Source organism: Achromobacter xylosoxidans (assembly GCF_014490035.1).
GTDB classification, from domain to species: domain Bacteria; phylum Pseudomonadota; class Gammaproteobacteria; order Burkholderiales; family Burkholderiaceae_B; genus Achromobacter; species Achromobacter bronchisepticus_A.
Map to the genome: position 1 here is coordinate 3,450,920 of NZ_CP061008.1, position 18,522 is coordinate 3,469,441.

General features: G+C 67.5%; 15 protein-coding genes. 8 read left to right on the forward strand and 7 right to left on the reverse strand.

What is annotated here, in order from left to right:
• Window positions 1–5: 5 nt before the first annotated feature.
• Both IAG39_RS16140 and glgA read right to left on the reverse strand, forming a co-directional pair.
• On the reverse strand, window positions 6–3,188 hold the full coding sequence (locus tag IAG39_RS16140; protein ID WP_118932427.1) for an alpha-1,4-glucan--maltose-1-phosphate maltosyltransferase: 3,183 nt from the start codon (window positions 3,186–3,188) through the stop codon (window positions 6–8).
• A gap of 24 nt (window positions 3,189–3,212) precedes the next feature.
• Window positions 3,213–4,769: a glycogen synthase GlgA gene (gene glgA, locus IAG39_RS16145; RefSeq protein ID WP_118932426.1), complete on the reverse strand. Its 1,557-nt coding sequence runs from the start codon at window positions 4,767–4,769 to the stop codon at window positions 3,213–3,215.
• 160 nt (window positions 4,770–4,929) lie between these two features.
• Here glgA and IAG39_RS16150 point away from each other — a divergent pair, with 160 nt between their 5' ends.
• The 4 genes from IAG39_RS16150 (at window position 4,930) to IAG39_RS16165 (ending at window position 8,530) form a co-directional block, all read left to right on the forward strand.
• Window positions 4,930–6,702 (forward strand): thiamine pyrophosphate-requiring protein, encoded by a 1,773-nt coding sequence (locus IAG39_RS16150; RefSeq protein ID WP_118932425.1) that lies wholly within the window; start codon window positions 4,930–4,932, stop codon window positions 6,700–6,702.
• Window positions 6,703–6,746: 44 nt separating this feature from the next.
• Window positions 6,747–6,953 carry a hypothetical protein gene (locus IAG39_RS16155; RefSeq protein ID WP_118932424.1) on the forward strand — a complete coding sequence of 69 codons (207 nt, stop codon included), beginning with the start codon at window positions 6,747–6,749 and terminating at the stop codon, window positions 6,951–6,953.
• Between the two features lie 46 nt (window positions 6,954–6,999).
• Entirely contained in the window at window positions 7,000–7,338 is a 339-nt protein-coding gene (locus IAG39_RS16160) for a YqjD family protein (RefSeq protein ID WP_118932423.1), read from the forward strand.
• A gap of 82 nt (window positions 7,339–7,420) precedes the next feature.
• Window positions 7,421–8,530: a DUF748 domain-containing protein gene (locus IAG39_RS16165; RefSeq protein ID WP_059376051.1), complete on the forward strand. Its 1,110-nt coding sequence runs from the start codon at window positions 7,421–7,423 to the stop codon at window positions 8,528–8,530.
• Here the strand turns inward: IAG39_RS16165 and IAG39_RS16170 are convergent.
• From IAG39_RS16170 to IAG39_RS16190, 5 genes are all read right to left on the reverse strand, one after another.
• Window positions 8,520–9,551: a lysylphosphatidylglycerol synthase domain-containing protein gene (locus IAG39_RS16170; protein WP_118932422.1), complete on the reverse strand. Its 1,032-nt coding sequence runs from the start codon at window positions 9,549–9,551 to the stop codon at window positions 8,520–8,522. The two genes, IAG39_RS16165 and IAG39_RS16170, sit on opposite strands and share 11 nt — an antisense overlap.
• Window positions 9,548–10,741 carry a cardiolipin synthase ClsB gene (gene clsB / locus IAG39_RS16175; protein WP_118932421.1) on the reverse strand — a complete coding sequence of 398 codons (1,194 nt, stop codon included), beginning with the start codon at window positions 10,739–10,741 and terminating at the stop codon, window positions 9,548–9,550. The genes IAG39_RS16170 and clsB overlap by 4 nt, the downstream gene beginning before the upstream one ends.
• On the reverse strand, window positions 10,738–11,505 hold the full coding sequence (locus tag IAG39_RS16180) for an endonuclease/exonuclease/phosphatase family protein (protein WP_118932420.1): 768 nt from the start codon (window positions 11,503–11,505) through the stop codon (window positions 10,738–10,740). Before IAG39_RS16180 ends, clsB begins: the two co-directional genes overlap by 4 nt.
• A 122-nt stretch (window positions 11,506–11,627) precedes the next feature.
• Window positions 11,628–12,341, reverse strand: coding sequence for an MgtC/SapB family protein (locus IAG39_RS16185; protein ID WP_059376061.1), 714 nt, complete (start codon window positions 12,339–12,341; stop codon window positions 11,628–11,630).
• A gap of 179 nt (window positions 12,342–12,520) precedes the next feature.
• Window positions 12,521–12,883, reverse strand: coding sequence for a hypothetical protein (locus IAG39_RS16190; protein ID WP_118932419.1), 363 nt, complete (start codon window positions 12,881–12,883; stop codon window positions 12,521–12,523).
• 737 nt (window positions 12,884–13,620) lie between these two features.
• Between IAG39_RS16190 and IAG39_RS16195 the strand changes: the two genes are divergently transcribed.
• The 4 genes from IAG39_RS16195 (at window position 13,621) to IAG39_RS16210 (ending at window position 18,521) form a co-directional block, all read left to right on the forward strand.
• The gene (locus IAG39_RS16195; protein ID WP_059376066.1) at window positions 13,621–15,198 is read left to right on the forward strand and encodes a TerC family protein; all 1,578 of its coding nucleotides are present in this window, start codon (window positions 13,621–13,623) and stop codon (window positions 15,196–15,198) included.
• A 309-nt stretch (window positions 15,199–15,507) separates the two neighbouring features.
• Window positions 15,508–16,275 (forward strand): hypothetical protein, encoded by a 768-nt coding sequence (locus IAG39_RS16200; protein ID WP_223283310.1) that lies wholly within the window; start codon window positions 15,508–15,510, stop codon window positions 16,273–16,275.
• Between the two features lie 36 nt (window positions 16,276–16,311).
• Window positions 16,312–17,277 (forward strand): transporter, encoded by a 966-nt coding sequence (locus IAG39_RS16205; RefSeq protein ID WP_118933044.1) that lies wholly within the window; start codon window positions 16,312–16,314, stop codon window positions 17,275–17,277.
• 80 nt (window positions 17,278–17,357) lie between these two features.
• A complete protein-coding gene (locus tag IAG39_RS16210; protein WP_118933045.1) occupies window positions 17,358–18,521 on the forward strand; it encodes a formylglycine-generating enzyme family protein in 1,164 nt (387 codons plus the stop codon).
• Window position 18,522: the final 1 nt, after the last annotated feature.

Below are 18,522 nucleotides of genomic sequence, written 5' to 3' on the forward strand. Positions count from 1 at the left end.
CGGCGTCATCCATGCAGCGACAAGCGCCACACGCGATAGGGTTGATCGGGATGCAGCGTCAGTTCGCGGATCTGCCCCTGCCATGGCTCGCTGCGTTCAGCCAGCAGGTCTTCTGCGATCAGCCGGCCCGTGTCGGCCTCGCCGAACAGCCAGAATGGCGCCTCGATGCGCGCCGTCTGCGGCTGGAAGGGATCCAGGCTGATGACCGCGAGGATGAAATTGCCGCGGCCTGGCGTGGACTTGCAGAACGCCAGCACGCGGTCGTTGCCGCTATTCGCCAGGGTCAGGCCCCGATGGCTCTGCAGGGCCGGGTTGGCGCGCCGGATCTGGTTCAGGCGGGTGATCTCCGCGCGGATGTTGCCCGGCGCAAACCAGTCGCGCTGGCGCAACTCGTACTTCTCGGAGTCCAGGTACTCCTCCTTGCCCGGCAAGGCGGCCGACTCGCACAGTTCGAAGCCGCTGTACATGCCCCACAGGCCGGACCCCAGCGCCGCCAGCGCAGCGCGTATCAGAAAGCCCGGGCGGCCCGAGGACTGCAGGAAGTAGGGGTTGATGTCCGGCGTGTTGACGAAGAAGTGCGGCCGGAAGAAATCGGCGGCGGGCGGCGTGGAGACTTCCTCCAGATAGGCCTCCAATTCCGCCTTGTCATTGCGCCAGGTGAAGTAGGTGTAGGACTGGGTGAAGCCGATCTTCGCCAGCCTGTACATCATCTTGGGCCGGGTAAAGGCTTCCGACAGGAAGATCACGTCGGGATGCTGCGCGTGGACCTCCGCGATCAGCCACTGCCAGAACGGCAGCGGCTTGGTATGTGGGTTGTCGACCCGGAAGGTGCGCACGCCATGCTGCACCCAGAACAGCACCACGTCGCGCAGCCCGCGCCACAGGGTCAGCTTGCGCGCGCGGCGGGCGACGGCGCCGTAGAAGGCGACATTGACAATGTCCTGGTACTTCTTCGGCGGATTCTCGGCATAGCGCAGCGAACCGTCCGGACGCCAGGAGAACCAGTCCGCGTGCCGCGCCAGCCAGGGATGGTCCGGGGAGCACTGGATCGCGAAGTCCAGCGCCACTTCCATGCCGTGGGCGCGGGCCGCGTCCACCAGCCGCAGGAAGCCGTCCAGCCCGCCCAGCAGCGGTTCAACCGCATCGTGCCCGCCGTCGGCAGAACCGATGGCATAGGGACTGCCCACGTCGCCGGGCTCGGCGCGCAGGCTATTGTTGCGTCCCTTGCGGTTGCGTTGCCCGATGGGATGGATGGGCGGGAGATAGAGCACGTCGAATCCCATCTCGCGCACGTCCGGCAGCCGCGCAATGACGTCGTCGAAGGTGCCATGCTGGCCGGGCAGCGCGGATTGCGAACGCGGAAACAGCTCATACCAGCTGGCGTGGCAGGCCTGGCCGCGATCCACCCAGACCGGATAGGGTGCGGGGCTGACGTATTCGAAAGGGCGGTCGTCCAGTTCGCGCATGGTGCCGGCCAGATCCTCGTCCAGCAGTGCATCGATCTGTTGCGGTGTGGGCGGGGCCGGTTTGTCTTCGGCGGCCTTGGCGAATCTCTGCAACGTGTTGCGCAACGTCATGGCGCCGGGGTGCGAGGCGTTGCGGGCGCGCGCCAGCGCCGCGCGCAGCATCAGCAGGCCTTCCTCCACTTCCAGCCGCAGGTCCACGCCGGCCTGGTGTTTCACCTCGAAGTCATGGCGGAAGGTCTGCCAGGCGTCCAGCCAGGCATGCACCACGAACTCGTGCGGCCCGATGCGGCGCGGACGGAACGAGGCTTCCCAGCGGTCGTTCAAGCCGCGCGTGAAGGGTGCTGCGCGCCACGAACTTTCGTCGGCCGCGCGCCAGCGCAGTTCGGCGGCCAACAGTTCATGGCCGTCCATGTAGATGTCGGCGCGCACCGGAATCCGCTCATGCGGGATGCTCTTGATGGGGAAGGCGCCGCCATCCACGGTGGGGCTGACCTGCTCGACCACGATGCGCTGGCTGGCGGCGCCGTCCTGGCGGCGCGCCACATGCCGCGAAGCTTCGCGCACGGGATGCGTGGGTTCGAGCAGATACATGGCGCAGCCCGCGGGCGCAATGGCATTGCCTTGCGGCGCCAGGCCGTCCGGCACGCCTTCGGACAGGAAATCGGCCGGCGGCAGCAGCGGCGCCAGCGCGTCCCAATCCACGCTTGCTTCCTCCGTATCCGACGGGTTGAGCGCCAGGACGGCGGTGCCGGCCGCGCATTCGCGCAGCAGCATGGTGCAGTGGCCGTCGCGCCCGCCGGCCAGACGCAGCGGGCCGCGCAATCCGGCTTGCGCAAACCAGCGATTGGCCGCGGCTACGTCGGGCAGCCGGGCATCGTCCTCGCCATCGAACATCAGGACATCCGCGCATAGCGCCGCGGCCCAGGCGCCGCGCTTGTCCGGGACGTCGCGCGGCGGCGCGGCAACGACGGGGGCAATGGCGCGCAGCCTGCGGTCTTCCTCCGCCAGCCAGCCGGATTTGCAGTCCCACCAGGGCAAGGACGAGCACAGGCCGTCCAGGCCCGCGCCGCGCAAGGCCGCCAGCGACTCGGGCGTCAGTCCCTGCGCCCAGGCAAACAGTTGCGCGGCGCGATCCGGACCGCGCAACGCCGCCGCCAATGCCGCCCAGTCCTGGGCCGGCAGGCATTGCGGCGCATGGAAGACATAGCCTGCGACGCCGCGTTCGAACCAGCGCCGCAGCCGTTTGCTCCAGGTCTCCACAAAGCCCGGCGGCGGCGGCCCCGGACGCAAGTGCAGCGCCTCGCGCACGTCGGCGCTCATGCGCGGATCGCGCGCGGGGTTTTCGGCTGGCGGTTGATACCAGCCGGGGCCAGCCGTGTCGGCTACGGCGCCGATGGCGCAGCGGTCCATGACGATATCGAGGTACAGGGCCAGGCCGTGTTCGGCGAGCTGCCCCGCGGCCTGCTCGATCCAGTCGGCCATGGGCACGCGCCCGCCTGCCAGCTGCGCGCTGTCGGCATCCAGCGGGGCGGGCGAGGCGCTTTCCGGCCCCTGCAGCCAGGGCGCCGGCAGCAGCAGGGCATTGAATCCGCGTTGCCGCAAGTGTGAATAAAGGCGCGGCCCGATTTCACCGCCACGGGCGCAGGCGTCCCCGCTTGCGCCGCCACGGGCGTGGTAGAGGCGCAAGGGAGCGTGCGGATGGGCTGGCGGGGCTGTGGGCACCTGCGGTTCCTCCTGTCGGGGCGCCTAGACGGCGGGCGCGGGAAAAGGCCCGCCAGAACGCTGGCCAGCGCGTAGGGCAGCCACCTCGGCCACGGCCGGCACGCGGGGCCTTCTGTCGGTATCGGCCAGCGCGCGATAAAGCTCGGCGTAGGGCGCCGCGGCGGCGCGCCAGCTGAAATCCGCGTTCATGGCATTGCGCTGCATGGTGCGCCAGAGCATGGCGTCCTCGCGCAGGCGCAGGGCGCGGGCGATGGCCGCATTCATGGCCGCGGGGTCGTCGCCGTCGAACAGCAAGCCATTGGCGCCGGCCATTGCCGAGAGCGGCGCGCGCGGCCCGGGATCGTCGATCGTATCGGCCATGCCGCCCACCCGCGAACCTATCGGGATGGATCCGTAGCGCATTGCATACAGCGGCGTCAGGCCGAAGGGCTCGAAGCGGCTGCCGTGCAGCAGCATGTCGGAGCCCGCGTGCAGCCGGTGGGCCACCGCCTCGTCATAGCCGATGCGGGTGGAGCAACGCCCGGGAAAGCGCGCGCACAGTCGTTTGAGAGCTTCTTCCAGGCGGCGGTCGCCCTGGCCGAGGATCGCGACCTGCAGGCGCGGGTGGCGATCCAGCGCCTCGGGCAAGGCCTGCGCGGCGACGTCCGCCATCTTCTGTTCCGTCAGGCGGCTGCCCATCGCCAGGAGCACGGCTTCGGCATCCTCATGCAAGCCGAACTCCCGCTGCAGGGCCGCCTTGCTGCGCGCCTTGCGGCCCAGGTCGCGCGCCGAAAACCGCAATGAGCCCAGATGCGGATCGCGCACCGGATTCCACACCATGTTGTCGATGCCGTTGGGGATGGCCACCAGATCCGCGGCGCGCCGCCGCAGCAGTCCCTCCAGTCCGCAGCCAAAGGCGGGCGTCAGGATTTCCCGGGCATAGGTATGGCTGACGGTGGTGACGCGGTCGGCGTAGCGAATACCGGCCTTGAGGAAATTCAAGCGGCCCCAGGCGCCGGCGGCTTCGTCGTTGCGGTAGCGTTCAGGTATGCCCAGGGAGGCGGCGCATTCCATCGGGAACTGTCCCTGGAACGCCAGGTTGTGGATGGTCATGATGCTTTTGACGTCGCCCGGGCCGTATTCCCGCAGCAGCAGCGGCACGAGTCCGGCGTGCCAGTCGTGCGCATGCAGCAATTGCGGCCGCGCGATGCCGGGCAAGCCGCCCGCTACGCGCACCGCCGCATGGGCCAGCGCCGCGTAGCGCAGCGCATTGTCGGCGTGCTCGCAACTGTTTTCGTCCAGATAGATGCCAGGCCGGTCATAAAGCGCGTCGTTCTCGAGCAGCAGGAAGTCCAGCCCCGACTGGGCGCAATGCCCGGCGAGGAGCCGGGCTTCCCCTCCCGGCAGATTGTGCAGTGGCGCCACCACCCGCAAGCGCTCCAGCCGCTGGCGCACGCCGCGGTAGGCCGGAAGCAGCACCGTCACGGGCACGCCGGCTTCGCACAGCCCGCGCGCCATGCCCGTGATGGCGTCCCCCAGGCCGCCCGTCTTGGCCAGGGGAAACGCTTCACCCGCCACTACCAGGGTTCGAATCTTTGTCATGCCAACTCCCGTTCAGGCGGATCGTCGAGCGCGTCCGCCGCTGGGGCTTTCATCCGCAAGCGCCGTGCCTGCGCCGGCACCGGCGCAGGCGGACACGGCCGGGAACGGTAATTGCTGGTCTGGGCGTTCTGTCGAATTGCGGGAAAACGCGGAGCATCGAATGAAGACTGTGGCGGACTTTGTGTTGGAACGGCTGTCGCAATGGGGGGTCAGAAGGATCTACGGCTACCCCGGAGACGGTATCAACGGCCTGATCGGCGCCTTCGGCCGCACCCGTGAGCCGTTGGAGTTCGTCCAGGCCCGCCACGAAGAAGCCGCGGCGTTCATGGCCTGCGCCCACGCAAAGTTCACCGGGCAGGCCGGGGTCTGCCTGGCGACCTCCGGTCCCGGCGCCATCCATCTGCTGAATGGCCTGTACGACGCCAAGCTGGACCATCAGCCCGTCGTGGCCCTGGTCGGCCAGCAGGCCCGCAGCGCCCTGGGCGGCGACTACCAGCAGGAAGTCGACCTGATCAGCCTGTTCAAGGACGTGGCGCACGATTACGTGCAGATGGCCGCGACCGCCGAACAGGCGCGCCACATGATCGACCGCACCATGCGCATCGCCCTGGAGCGGCGCAGCGTGACCTGCGTCATTTTTCCAAACGATGTGCAGGATTTGCCGGCGGTGAAGACGCCCGCCCGCGAACATGGGACCGTGCCGACGGGCATAGGCTTGACCTCGCATGCCGGCGTGCCGGGCGAGGCCGCCTTGCGCAATGCCGCAGACATCCTCAATCGCGGCGAACGGGTCGCCATGCTGGTCGGGGCGGGCGCGTTGCAGGCCGGCGCGGAAGTGCGCCAGACCGCTGAACTGCTGGGCGCCGGCGTGGCCAAGGCGCTGCTGGGCAAGGCGGCGGTACCCGACAGCCTGCCGTACGTCACGGGCTGCATCGGATTGTTGGGCACGCAGCCCAGCTGGGACATGATGAACGAGTGCGACACCCTGCTGATGGTGGGCACGTCGTTTCCGTACTCGGAATTCCTGCCGCCGCCAGGACAGGCGAGGGCGGTGCAGATCGATCTGGACGGCCGCAAGCTCAGCCTGCGCTATCCCGTTGAACTTGGCTTGGTCGGCGACAGCCGGTTGACCCTGCAGGCCCTGATTCCCTTGTTGCAGCCCAAGACCGCGCGCCGCTGGCGCGAACGCATCGAGGGCAAGGTCGCGCGCTGGCACGAAACCGTGGAGGCGCGCGCAATGGTGCAGGCCCGGCCGCTGAATCCGCAACGTCCCTTCCTGGAACTGTCCAAACGGCTGCCGCCGCGCAGCATCCTGACCTGCGACTCGGGCTCGGCGGCGAACTGGTATGCGCGCGACATCGCCATGCGCGAGGGAATGATGGGCTCGGTATCGGGTGGCCTGGCCACCATGGGCTGCGGCGTGCCTTACGCGCTTGCCGCCAAGCTGGCGCATCCGCAGCGGCCCGTCATTGCGCTGGTCGGAGACGGCGCCATGCAGATGCTGGGCATGAACGAGCTGATCACCATCGCCCACCGCTGGAAGGACTGGGCCAACCCGACCTTGATCGTCATGGTCCTGAACAACGGCGACCTCAATCTGGTCACCTGGGAGCAGCGCGTCATGGGAGGCGACCCCAGGTTCGCGGATTCGCAATGGCTGCCCCGGTTTTCGTACGCGGAGTATGGCCGCCTGCTAGGCCTGGAAGGCATACGGGTGGACAGCCCGGACGCCGTGGGAGACGCCTGGGATCAAGCCCTGGCGGCGACCCGTCCGGTCGTGCTGGAAATGGTGACCGACCCCGAGGTGCCACCCTTGCCGCCGCACATTCCGGCCAAGCAGGTGGCCGCGTACTTCCAGGCGCTGCGCAAGGAAGAGGGCGGCGCGGCAGGCGCGGCCTTGCGCGCGACCATCAAGCAATGGTGGGCGGGATGAGGCCGCGGCCGCATCGATCGCATTCTGTCGTTCAGGAGCATGCCATGACCAAGACCAAGACCAGACCTTCCGGACCCTCCCGGCCCGCGGACCCCAAACCGCCGGGTCCGCAGCAGCATCCCGCCGAACAGCCCACCCCCGACCCAGGCCGGCACGAGACCGACCGGCACGGCCGTTGGCCGCCCGACAGCCTGCCCAACCCCATGCCCGGACTGGATCCCCAGCAGACGCCAGGGATCGACAGGCTTTGAGGAACCGCGGCCTTCTGCCGCACACGTTTTTTCACAAGGAGCACGTATGAACAAGCACCACGGATTGCGGGACATGATTCAACCCGCCGACAACAACACGCGCACGGTGCGCGAACTGATCGCTGGCACCGAGGCGCTCTTGCGCAGCACCGCGAGCTATAGCGGTTCCGAGATCGAAGCTGCGCGCGACAGCCTCAAGCAGCAGCTCGAAGCCGCGCGCGAGCACGCCAAGGGCTGGGAGCGTGCGGCCTGGGAGCGCGCCCGGCATGCTTCCCATGCCGCCGACGAGTACGTCCATGAAAACGCCTGGAAGAGCCTGGCGGGCGCGGCGCTGATCGGCGTGCTGGCGGGCGTGTGCCTCATGGCCGACCATAAACGCCGCTGAGCGCCTAATCCTTTTTGCCCATTGATAGGGCGGGGCGTTTCCAGGACCATGCTCGGATTGCGCCGCAACACCGGAATCCACGATGAATCTCGACCCAACCGCGCCACGCCGCAAATCGCCATGGGGGAAAGCCCTGGCGGTCGTGACCCTGGTTGCGGCGGTGGGCGTCGTGCTGGCGTTCGCCGCCTTGCGCATCGCCGAGCAGCGCATCGCCAACATGCTGGGTCCGCGCGGCGAGGTGGGGCAGGTCGACATCGGCTATCGGCAGGTGATCCTCAAGGACGTGACGATATCCGGCGGCACGGGCCAGGCAGGAGCCCGCGCGCGGCACGTGATCCTGGAGCCGGACTGGTCTGCCTTCCTGCGCCATGAGACGGTCTTCAAGACCGTCATCATCGAAGGCTTCGACTTCACCGTGGTGCGCCGGGCCAATGGCGATATGGACATTGCGCCCGCGTTGCAGGCCTCGATGCGGGCGGGCGAAGGTGGCGACGGCCAGCCGCGCCGCAACACGCCTATCCGCATCGCGGAATTGATACTGCGCGACGGCCGGCTGGATTTCGAGGACGCCGCAGTCTCGCGGCCCGCGCATAGGATCCCGTTTTCGGGCGTCGAGGCGAGTCTGCGTCCGCTGACCATCCCCGGCGACGGCTCGCGCAGCGAGATGGAATTCTCCGGCAATGTCGAAGGCAACCGCAACGGGGCCGCCACGGTGCGCGCGCAGGGTTGGCTGGTGCTGGGCGGCACGGATGCCGACATCAAGGTGGCGGTGCGCAACATGGACATCCAGCATGCCGCGCCGTACCTGGCCGACAACGGCGCCACGTCCTTGGCCGCGGGCGCCATGGACCTGGACATGCGCACCGCCATCACCAAGCGACGGCTGCAGGCCACGGGCACCGTGGCCCTGCGAGGCTTGCGCTTCGGCGGCAACGGCGACCTGTTTTCACTGCCGCGCAAGGCGGTGCTGGCGGCGCTGAAGGACCAGAGCGGCACGCTGCGTTTCGATTTTTCCCTGGCAGGCGACCTCGACAATCCCAAGTTCTCCGTCGCGCGCGGCTTTACCGCCCAGGTGGCCCAGGGCTTCAGCCATGCGATCGGCGTGGGCGCCGAAGGTGCGGCCGAAGGCGTTACCGGCGCCGTGAAGGAACTGGGCAACGCCTTGTCGGACCTGCTCACGCCTAAGCCTTGAACGAGTGGCCGGCGTCGTTGCGGCGCCTGTCAGCCGCAGCCGGCCTGGGCTCAACTTCCGGTTGCGCGCGCCTGTGCCTCAGTTTCACCTCCAACGCGGCAAAGGCCGCCAGGGCCAGGAACAAGGGCGCGAACGCATAGAGCGCCCGGTAGGCCAGCGCCGCGCCCAGCACCTCGGCAGCAGGGATCCCGGGCGCGAGCGTGGCCACAAAGATGGCTTCCGTGGTGCCCAGTCCGCCCGGCACGCGGATGACCAGGGCCGCGAAGCTGGCGCAAAGCAGGATGCCGAGCACCGCAAAATAGCTGGCCTTGCCTTGCAGCAGCAGATAGATGATGGCCCCCATGATGGCCCACGACAGGCCCGCGACCACGCTTTGCGCCACCGCCATGCCGGCGCCGGGCAGCACCGCATGCTGTCCCATCCAGGTCCAGGTGCGCCGCTTCGCCCGTGCGCACACAGCCACGTAGCCTGCCGCCAGCAACAGCAACGCGACGCCGAGTGCACGCAGCAGGTGTGACCCGATGGCCCAACCCTGCGGCACGGACACCGCGCCCGCCGCGAACAGCGCGCCCGCGATCCACGCGTAGCCTATCCAGTTCGACACTGCCGAAAACAGCGTGACGCGCGTCGCCACCGACTTGCGGCAGCCCAGCCGCGCGTACAGCCTGAGGCGCGCGCCCAGGCCGCCGAGCAGCACGCCCAGGTTCAGATTCAGGGCATAGCTCATCATGGCCACGCCCAACACCTTGGGCCAGGGCAGGGTATGCCGGGTGTAGCGCTTGCTCAGGAGATCCATGCCGCCGTAGGTCAGGTAGCCCGCCACGACCAGTGCGGCGGCAGCGGCTATGGTCCCCGGCGGTATCCTGCGCATGGCGATCCAGACCTGCGCCCAGTCTACCGAGCGGCCGAAGTAGTACAGCAGCGCCGCCACCAACGCCAACACGATCACCGGCAAGGCACGCTTGACCCGCGGCCAGCGGTGCCTCCACGCGCGCGTCAACGTGGAGCGGAACACTCTCATGCCGACTCCTGTTGCGCCTGGATAGGCAGCGACTTCAGGCGGGGCTTGTGCGCGGGCAGGCTGCCGGCCCAGGCGGGAAAGCGCCGCAGGAAATGGAATACCACCACGCCGATCCACAGCCGCCGCAAGCGCCGCCTGGACCCCTCGGGCAGCTCGATGCGCCGGCAATCCTGTTCGATGAGCCGGTCAAGGCTGCGGCGCAGCGCGGCGTTCAAACCGGCGTCGCGCGCCACCACGTTGGCTTCCAGATTGAGCGCCAGGCTGAGCGGGTCCAGATTGCTGGATCCGATGGTGCTCCAGTCTCGGTCCACGCAGGCAACCTTGCCGTGCAGCGGGCGCTTGCAGTACTCGTAGATCTCCACGCCCGCATCGATCAGGTAGTCATACAGCATGGACGCCGCCAGGCGGGCGACCAGCACATCGGGTTCGCCTTGCAGCAGCAGCCGCACGCGCACGCCGCGACGGGCGGCGTTGGCCAGGTCGTGCAGCAACTGATATCCGGGGAAGAAATAGGCGTTGGCGATCAGCACGTCCTCGCGCGCGGCGCGCACGCCGGCCCGGTAGTAGCGTTCGATGTCCGTCTGATGCTCGATGTTGTCGCGCACCACCAGGCGGCCGCCGCCGTCGCCTTCCGGCATGGGATCCATGCGCGCCGGCCGCCGCCGCTTGCGGGTCCACGCGTCCACCGCTAGCGCCTCGCGCGCGAAGTCCGCGACGTCCGCGGCCAGCGGGCCTTCCAGCCGCACCGCATAGTCCTGCTTGGCTTGCGGCCCGTAGTCGGGCAGGTGGTCGGCGGAAAGATTGATACCCCCGACAAAGGCGACCCGGCGGTCGACCGCCACGATCTTGCGGTGCATGCGCCTGAACACATTGGTGCGCACGCCGAGCAAGCGCGGACGCGGATCGAATACATGCACACGGATGCCGCTTTCGGTCATGGCGCCGACGAAGGCGCCGTCCAGCTCGTCCGAGCCATAGCCGTCCACCGTCAGGTCCACGCTGACGCCGCGATGGGCGGCGGCGATCAGGGCGCGCTGGAACTCCTGCCCCACGGCGTCGTCGAACAGGATGAAGGTTTCCACCAGCACTTCGCCGCGCGCCGCGGCAATCGCATCGAGCACGGCCGGAAAATACCCGGTGCCATTCTCCAGCAGCGTGTAGCGGTTGTTCTCGCGCCAGCGCAGGTTCATAGCGCGATCTCCGCGCAGATCGGCACATGGTCGGACAGGCGCGACCAGATCCGCGAGGCCAGCGGCACCGGCTGCCAGTCCCGGACGTTGCGCACGTAGATGCGGTCCAGCCGCAACAAGGGCCAGCGCGCGGGAAACGTGCGGGCGGGGCGGCCCAGGCGCGACGTGTAGACCTCGCGCGTGCCGCAATCCCGCATCAGCGAGTCGGCGCGCAGGCGCCAGTCGTTGAAGTCGCCTGCGATCAGCAGCGGTTCGCTGGCGGGCACGCCTTGCGCCACCAGTTCGCACAGGCGGCGCAACTGCTTGCCCCGGTGGCCTTCCAGCAGGCCCAGGTGCACGCATATCGCATGCACCGGCGTATCCAGCGAGGGCACCCGCAGCACGCAGTGCAGGAGTCCGCGGCCCTCATGCCCATGCACGGTGACGTCATGGTTTTCGTGGCGTTCGATGGGATATCTCGACAGGAGCGCATTGCCATGGTGTCCCGCCGGGTAGACCGCGTTGCGGCCGTAGGCGAAATCGGTCCACAGCGAGTCCGCCAGGAATTCGTACTGGGACAGGGCAGGCCAGGCCTGATGCCGTTCGGCGTGCCCCTGGTGTTCTCCCAGCACTTCCTGCAGGAACACGATGTCGGGACTCGCCATCCGCAAGGCTTCGCGCAGTTCGTGCAGCATGAAGCGGCGGTTGAAGCTGGTGAAACCCTTGTGCGTGTTCACGGTCAGCACGGTCAGCGTGGTGGCATCGATGTAGCGGAAGGAGGGCATGGACGCTCCGGATGGGTCGATCCGGACAGCGGAGCAATCCGCGTTCCCAAAACGTAAAGAGGCGTAACTGCCGGGGCGGCGCCCTGATCCGGCCTCGGCGGCGTTGCGCCAGGCGGGCAGCGCTACACGGTGCGGGCGGCCCAGAAGGCAGTGCGCACGGCGGGCGAGGCCGCGATGCTGGCGGTCACGCGGTCCAGGTCCAGCTCGTCGACCGAGGCCTCGCTCAACGCCGCCTCGATTTCGACTTCGTTCTCGCCGAACTGGTCGATCTTCAGTTCGGACAGGGGCAGCTGTTCGGTTTCGAGCACTTCTTCCAGCACCGTCATGGCCGCCTGCCGCTGCTCCACGTTCGCGATTACATGTATCACGGTCGTGACTTCGGTGGTCTGCGAGTCGACCGGCTGGCGGTTGACGTAGCTGACCACCGGACGCAGCAAGGTGTTCGCCGCCAGCACGAAGGCGGTGGCGGCAACCGCTTCCAGGATCAACGATGCGCCCGCGCAGGCGCCGATGGCGGCGGAGCCCCACAACGTGGCGGCGGTGTTCAGGCCGCGGATGCTGCCGCCTTCGCGCATGATGGCGCCGGCGCCCAGGAAGCCCACGCCCGAGACCACGTAGGAAATGACGCGCGAGCCGCCATCGGCGCCGCCCACTCGGAACGCCAGGTCCACGAAGATGGCGGCGCCCACCGCCACCAGCACATTGGTGCGCAGGCCGGCCGTGCGTTGGCGGAACTGGCGCTCAAAGCCGACCACCGAGCCCAGCACGAACGCGGTCAGCAGGCTGACCAGGGTATTGGCCAGCGTGATGAATTGGATGTTTTCGAAGTTCTTCATCTTCTTCTCTCTTCTTCAGCATGTTATGGATGGGCGCGGGCGGGCTCAGGGCAGGCGCCAGACCGACGCCAGGACCAGCAGCAGTCCCGCCAGCCAGATCAGCGCCAGCAGGACGACGCGCGCAATCATCAGGGTTTTGTACGGATCTTTCATGACAGCCTCCTGGCCGCGAGTTGGCGTCAGGCGGGCAGCACGGCAATGGCCGCGCCGGACTCGCATTCCCAGTGCACCCGGCGCACGTCCGGGCTCTGGCCCAGCCGCAAGGCCACCGCGCCCAACAGATTGCGCAGATGCGGCGGGCAATGCAGCGTGACGACGGTGGATGCGAGCTGGTCCGATTCGGCGCGCGAAATCCGCACCGCCAGCACGCGCAAGTCCAGGTCGCGCAGTTCGTAGTAGAGCTGCTTGCGCAGCGCGTTGAGCGTGTCGCCCAGGCTCACGATGGTGAATTGATAGGTGGTAGGGGCCGTCTTGGACGCGGCCGCCATGGGCGCGGCCGCGCCGCTCCGGTCCAGGAAGGGCAGGAATTGCTTGATACGCATGATCGTCTCCTTAGCGGGGAGTACGGTGGCAGGTCCACATGCATGCGCCGCCAGGCCGGTGCGCAGGCGCGCGCAACAAGGCGCAACGCATCGCGTCGGCAAGCAGTAGGGGAGAGGGCTGGCGGTCCCGTGTCGGGTACCGAAGAGCCGGGTCCTGGCTGTCAGACAGGACCGGCGCGGACTATTTCCGCGGATCCTGCGTCAAGCGGCGCTTGCAGTCGTGTTCCGACTACATCCGTCGTTGTCCACATTGATCTCTGGTGAGTTGAAGGTGCCCGCAGTATATCGCCGACCTAGGGTAAACACCAGTAAAAATGCCGCGAAAGAAGGGCGTCCGCGGCATGGCCTGCCTGGGCTTCGTCGGATGCGGGAGAGAACGGATTCATGTAGTATTCAGTTTCCCGTAAGAAAGAGAGCAAGGCGGGCGCTCTATCCGTTTGCTGCCCCGGCAGCCTGAGCCGTCCGCCATCTATGACTGAAGACCCACCCCCTAGCAGGGCGCCGCAAGCAAGCCGGCGCCCGATGCCCCATCTTCCCGCCACGGCCCGGGCGCGCAGCCCGCAAGCCGACTCCATGTTCGCCGCCGCGGCCACGCCGCGCCTGGGCGGTCGCGCTCCGCCGGCCGTCCTTGGGGCCGTTCGCGCCCGCACTGAGCCTCATGCCCGCATCCGCGGCGCATTCCCCTTGATCCTGGCCGGCGCCGCATGGCGCCCGGTCCCGATTTGCATGGAACCTCGATGATTTTCGATTGGATGTCCGACCCCACCGCCTGGCTGGGCCTGGCGACCCTGGTCGTGCTTGAAATTGTGCTGGGTATCGACAACCTGGTGTTCATCGCCATCCTGGCCGACAAGCTGCCGCCCGAGCAGCGCAACCGCGCGCGCCTGATCGGCCTGACGCTGGCGATGGTGATGCGCCTGGGCCTGTTGGCGAGCATCGCGTGGGTGGTCACGCTGACCGAACCCATGTTCACGCTGCTGGGCGCGGAGATCTCCGGACGCGACCTGATCCTGATCCTGGGCGGCCTGTTCCTGCTCTTCAAGGGCACCATGGAGCTGCATGAGCGCGTGGAAGGCAGCGCCGGCCACGAGCAAGGCCAGAAGCCGCAGCATGCCGTGTTCTGGCAGGTGATCCTGCAGATCGTGGTGCTGGATGCGGTGTTCTCGCTGGACTCGGTGATTACCGCCGTGGGCATGGTGCAGGACCTCAGCATCATGATGATCGCGGTGATCGTGGCCATGGCCGTGATGATGCTGGCCAGCCGCCCGCTGATGGCTTTCGTGGGCCGCCACCCGACGGTGGTGATCCTGTGCCTGGGCCTGCTGCTGATGATCGGCTTCAGCCTGGTGGCGGAAGGCCTGGGCTTCCACGTGCCCAAGGGTTATCTGTACGCCGCGATCGGCTTCTCGATCCTGATCGAGCTGTTCAATCAGCTGGCGCGCCGCAACCGCGTCAAAGGCACGCACGCCCTGGGCCGCCGCCAGCGCACCGCGCAGGCCGTGCTGCGCCTGCTGCGCGCCGGCCGTGCGGGACAGGCCGCCGGCCAGGCCGACGAGGTGGCCGCGCTGGTCGACGGCGCGGACGGCGAACCGGCCTTCGCGCCCGAGGAAAGCACCATGATCGAACGCGTGCTGTCGATCGGCGGGCGGGACGTGCGTTCCATCATGGTGGCGCGCGGCGACATGGTCTGGCTGGACGTGGCCGATACGCCGGAGATCATCGTGCGCAAGTTCGGCAGCGGCCACTCGCGCCTGCCGCTTTGCGCGGGCGATCCGTCCAATGTGTTGGGCGTGCTGCACTTCAAGGACGTATTGCCGCTGTTGCAGAACCCTGGCCCGATCGATCTGGTGGAGCTGGCGCGCGAACCGCGCTATGTGATGGAAACCATGCCGGTGCTCAAGGTGCTGGATGAGCTGCGCGGTTCGCGCGAGCACATGCTGATCGTGGTCGACGAGCACGGCGTGTGCGAAGGCCTGATCACGCCCATGGACGTGCTGACCGCCGTCGCGGGCGACCTGCCCGAGCATCAGGAAGACCAGCCCGAAGCCTTGCAGCTGGCGGACGGAACCTGGCTGCTGGAAGGCCGCCTGGCCGTTGCGGAAGCCGCGCGCCTGCTGGACGCGCCGGACCTGGCCGAGGAGTACCCGGATGCCACGCTGGCGGGCTGCCTGCTGCGCGCCGGCGGCCGGATCCCCGAAGCAGGGGACGCGATCGAGTGGCGCGATTGGCGCTTCGAGGTCACCCGCCGCGACGGCCTGCGCATCGATCAGGTGCGCGCCAGCCTGATGCGGCAGGAGGCGCCGCAGGCCGGCTGATGTTGCAAGGCCGGCGCCAGCGCCACGGCGGGGATGCCTGAGGGCATCCCCGTTTTTTTGTCTGCGCAATAACCTTTCTTCATCCTGAACGCAATGGGTTACGGCCTATGGCGAGTATTGGTGAAAGTAAAACTCTGTGCGAAGATTGCGACAGATTTCACGACTTTGGATCTCGGCACGGCTTGCCGAGATCAGCATTTCCGCACGGCGCGTCTTTGCATTTTGTTATCTCTCTCCGGGGTACATCGCATGGGCAGTACGCAGTCTGCATTCAAGGAAATAGGTAGAAGAGGAATCGCGGCGTGGCTGATGATGGCTGCGCCGCTGTGCTTTGCGCAGCTTGCCCACGCCCAGTCCCAGTCGGCGGATGACGCCAACAAAAGCAACAACCCGCTGAACCTGGCGGCGTCGTTGAATTTCCAGAATTACTACACGCCGAAGTTGTTCGGCAGCAACGCTCACACCAACGACTTCCTGATCAGGCCGACCATTCCTGTCGCGCCCGGCGAGTTGGTCGGCGTGCCGCAGATATTCCGCATCACGGCCCCCGTCAGTACGCGCCCGCAGGCCGACGGCAGCTACAAGACTGGCCTGGGCGACATCAATGTGTTCGACATTTTCCTGTTGCAGCAGGGCGCGGTGGATCTGGGCGTGGGACCGATGCTGACCATGCCCAGCGCGACCGGCAGCGAGCTGGGCGCGGGCAAATGGTCCGCCGGACTGGCCGGCGTGGCGGTGCACTCCAGCAAGGAAGGGCTGCTGGGCGCGCTGGTGCAATGGCAGCATTCATTCGCCGGCCAGGCCGCGCGCGACACCGTGCATACCGCCACCTTCCAGCCGTTCTTGATACGCAACCTGCCGCAAGGCTGGTACCTGAGGTCCACCGCAACCTGGACCTTCGATCTGCAGAAGAACGACTACTACATTCCCTTGGGGCTGGGCGCGGGCAAGGCCTGGCGTGTCGGGAAGAACATCTTCAACGCGTTCGCGGAGCCGCAATGGACGGTTGCGCACAAGGGAGAGGGCCTGCCCCAATTCACGTTGTTCGCCGGTTTGAACATCACCTTCGGGAATTGATCCCGTCAGCGTTTTCCGATCTTGCGGAGGGTAGGCATGCAGAGCGCGATTGCGGCAGTTGCTGGGTGCTTGGCGGTGCTGGCCGGACTGGTCCTGCCGTCGTCCGCCTGGGCCACCGAAGGGGCGCTGGGACGCCAGATCACCGGCACCAACGTGCAGCCCAATGCCGGCATCGTTTCTCCCGAGCCCATCTGGGCCGTCAACCTGTCGCAGATCTACCTGGACGGCAGCGTGGGCGGCAGCCGCGAAGTGCCGGTAGGGGGCCGCACTTCGCTGGGCCTGGACGCGAAAGTCGCGTTCACCCTGGCCACCGTGCTCAAGACCTGGGACACCGGCCCCGGCCGCTGGAACTTCGCTTCCAGCTTCACCTTGCCCTATGTCTGGAACAAGGTGAATTCCACGGTCACGGGGCCGGGCGGGCGCAACGTGGAGCAGAGCGACACTGCCTCGAACCTGTTCGACCTGTATTTCTCGCCCATCATCGCGGGCTATCACTTTTCCGAAACCTCCCATATGGCGCTCAGCCTGAACATCTGGGCGCCCACCGGCAAGTACAACGCCAACGACATGGCCAACCCCAGCCTGAACAACTGGACCTTCATTCCCCAGGTGGCCTACACCAAGATATTTCCGGAATCCGGCTTTCAACTGGACACCGTGGCCGGCGTCCAGTTCTACACCCGCAACAACGCCACGGACTATCGCAACGCGCCGCTGTTCAGCATGGACGTGATGGGCCGCAAGATCTTCAGCAATGGGGTGAGCGCGGGCCTGATCCTGGGCACCATCCAGCAACTGGGCAGCGATTCGGGGCCGACCGCCGACCGGCTCAACGGCTTCAAGGGGCGCGACTGGGCGCTGGGCCCGATCGTGACCTATGACACGAAGCTGGCGGACAAGCGCTCCCTGTCCCTGAGCCTGCGCTGGGTACCCACGGTCAGCAGCACGAAGCGTCTGGACAGCAACGACACGGTCATGGCGACCGCGACGCTGGTGTTCTGAACGTCAGCACGATTTCAAGGGGCTGCCAGCCCCGGGCGCGGCACGGCCGCACCTGAACCATCAGCTTTGGGGTGATAGCAATGGCAAACCAGACAAAGGGAAAGACACGCTACGCCAGCGCATTGCTGCTGGCCGGCGTGGTGCTGGGCGCGGGCGCCAGCACGGCCTACGTGGTCATGGGCAAGAACGGGCCGCCCGAAGCGGTGAAGGTGGTGCTGGGCGACGGCAAGAGCGGCCCGGCGGGCATGGCCTGGGTGCCGGGACGCGAGTTCCTGATGGGCAGCAGCCACAAACTGGCCCAGCCCAATGAAATGCCGGCGCACAAGGTATCCGTCAGCGGCTTCTGGATGGACGTGAACGACGTGACCAACGCGCAGTTCCGCCGTTTCGTCGAGGCCACCGGCTACGTCACGACGGCCGAGCAAAAGCCTCGATGGGACGACTTGAAGGTGCAGCTGCCGCCCGGCACGCCGCGTCCGGACGACAGCCTGCTGGTGCCCGGCGCCATGGTGTTCGTCGGCACCGAGAGCGAGGTGTCCCTGCGCGACTATTCGCGCTGGTGGCGCTATGTGCCCGGCGCGAACTGGCGTCATCCGCAAGGCCCGGGCAGTTCCATCGCCGGCAAGGACGACCACCCCGTGGTGCAGGTGTCGTACCAGGACGCCACGGCCTATGCCAAATGGGCAGGCAAGCGCCTGCCGACGGAATCCGAATGGGAAATGGCCGCGCGCGGCGGGCTGGAACAGGCGACCTATGCCTGGGGCGAGGAGTTGCTGCCTCAGGGTAAGCCCATGGCCAATATCTGGGACACGCAGCAACAGCAGCCGTTTCCGGTGGTGAAGGACGAAAAGGTGCAGGTCGGCACCATGCCGGTGGGCAGCTTCTCGCCCAATGGCTATGGGCTGTACGACATGGCCGGCAACGTCTGGCAATGGACCGCCGACTGGTACCGCGCCGACGCCTTCAAGATCCAGGCGCAGTACCGCCAGCCGCCCGCGGATCCCGCGGGGCCGGCCGACAGCTACGACCCCGACGACGGCATCGTTCCGCCCGCCGCGCCCAAACGCGTGACGCGAGGCGGCTCGTTCCTGTGCAGCGACACCTATTGCATCAGCTACCGCACCAGCGCCCGGCGCGGCACGGACCCCATGAACGGCATGTCGCACCTGGGTTTCCGCACCGTCATGACGCCCGAACAATGGAAACTGGCCCAGACCGCCAGGAACGGCGTCGCCAGCCGCTAGC

Excerpts from the sequence above, each read along its gene's own strand:
- IAG39_RS16185 (WP_059376061.1), bottom strand. The coding sequence starts at position 12,341 with ATGAAGAACTTCGAAAACATCCAATTCATCACGCTGGCCAATACCCTG.
- IAG39_RS16210 (WP_118933045.1), top strand. The coding sequence starts at position 17,358 with ATGGCAAACCAGACAAAGGGAAAGACACGCTACGCCAGCGCATTGCTG.
- IAG39_RS16155 (WP_118932424.1), top strand. The coding sequence starts at position 6,747 with ATGACCAAGACCAAGACCAGACCTTCCGGACCCTCCCGGCCCGCGGAC.
- IAG39_RS16170 (WP_118932422.1), bottom strand. The coding sequence starts at position 9,551 with ATGAGAGTGTTCCGCTCCACGTTGACGCGCGCGTGGAGGCACCGCTGG.
- IAG39_RS16165 (WP_059376051.1), top strand. The coding sequence starts at position 7,421 with ATGAATCTCGACCCAACCGCGCCACGCCGCAAATCGCCATGGGGGAAA.
- clsB (WP_118932421.1), bottom strand. The coding sequence starts at position 10,741 with ATGAACCTGCGCTGGCGCGAGAACAACCGCTACACGCTGCTGGAGAAT.
- IAG39_RS16195 (WP_059376066.1), top strand. The coding sequence starts at position 13,621 with ATGATTTTCGATTGGATGTCCGACCCCACCGCCTGGCTGGGCCTGGCG.
- IAG39_RS16150 (WP_118932425.1), top strand. The coding sequence starts at position 4,930 with ATGAAGACTGTGGCGGACTTTGTGTTGGAACGGCTGTCGCAATGGGGG.
- IAG39_RS16200 (WP_223283310.1), top strand. The coding sequence starts at position 15,508 with ATGATGGCTGCGCCGCTGTGCTTTGCGCAGCTTGCCCACGCCCAGTCC.
- glgA (WP_118932426.1), bottom strand. The coding sequence starts at position 4,769 with ATGACAAAGATTCGAACCCTGGTAGTGGCGGGTGAAGCGTTTCCCCTG.
- IAG39_RS16160 (WP_118932423.1), top strand. The coding sequence starts at position 7,000 with ATGAACAAGCACCACGGATTGCGGGACATGATTCAACCCGCCGACAAC.
- IAG39_RS16180 (WP_118932420.1), bottom strand. The coding sequence starts at position 11,505 with ATGCCCTCCTTCCGCTACATCGATGCCACCACGCTGACCGTGCTGACC.
- IAG39_RS16205 (WP_118933044.1), top strand. The coding sequence starts at position 16,312 with ATGCAGAGCGCGATTGCGGCAGTTGCTGGGTGCTTGGCGGTGCTGGCC.
- IAG39_RS16190 (WP_118932419.1), bottom strand. The coding sequence starts at position 12,883 with ATGCGTATCAAGCAATTCCTGCCCTTCCTGGACCGGAGCGGCGCGGCC.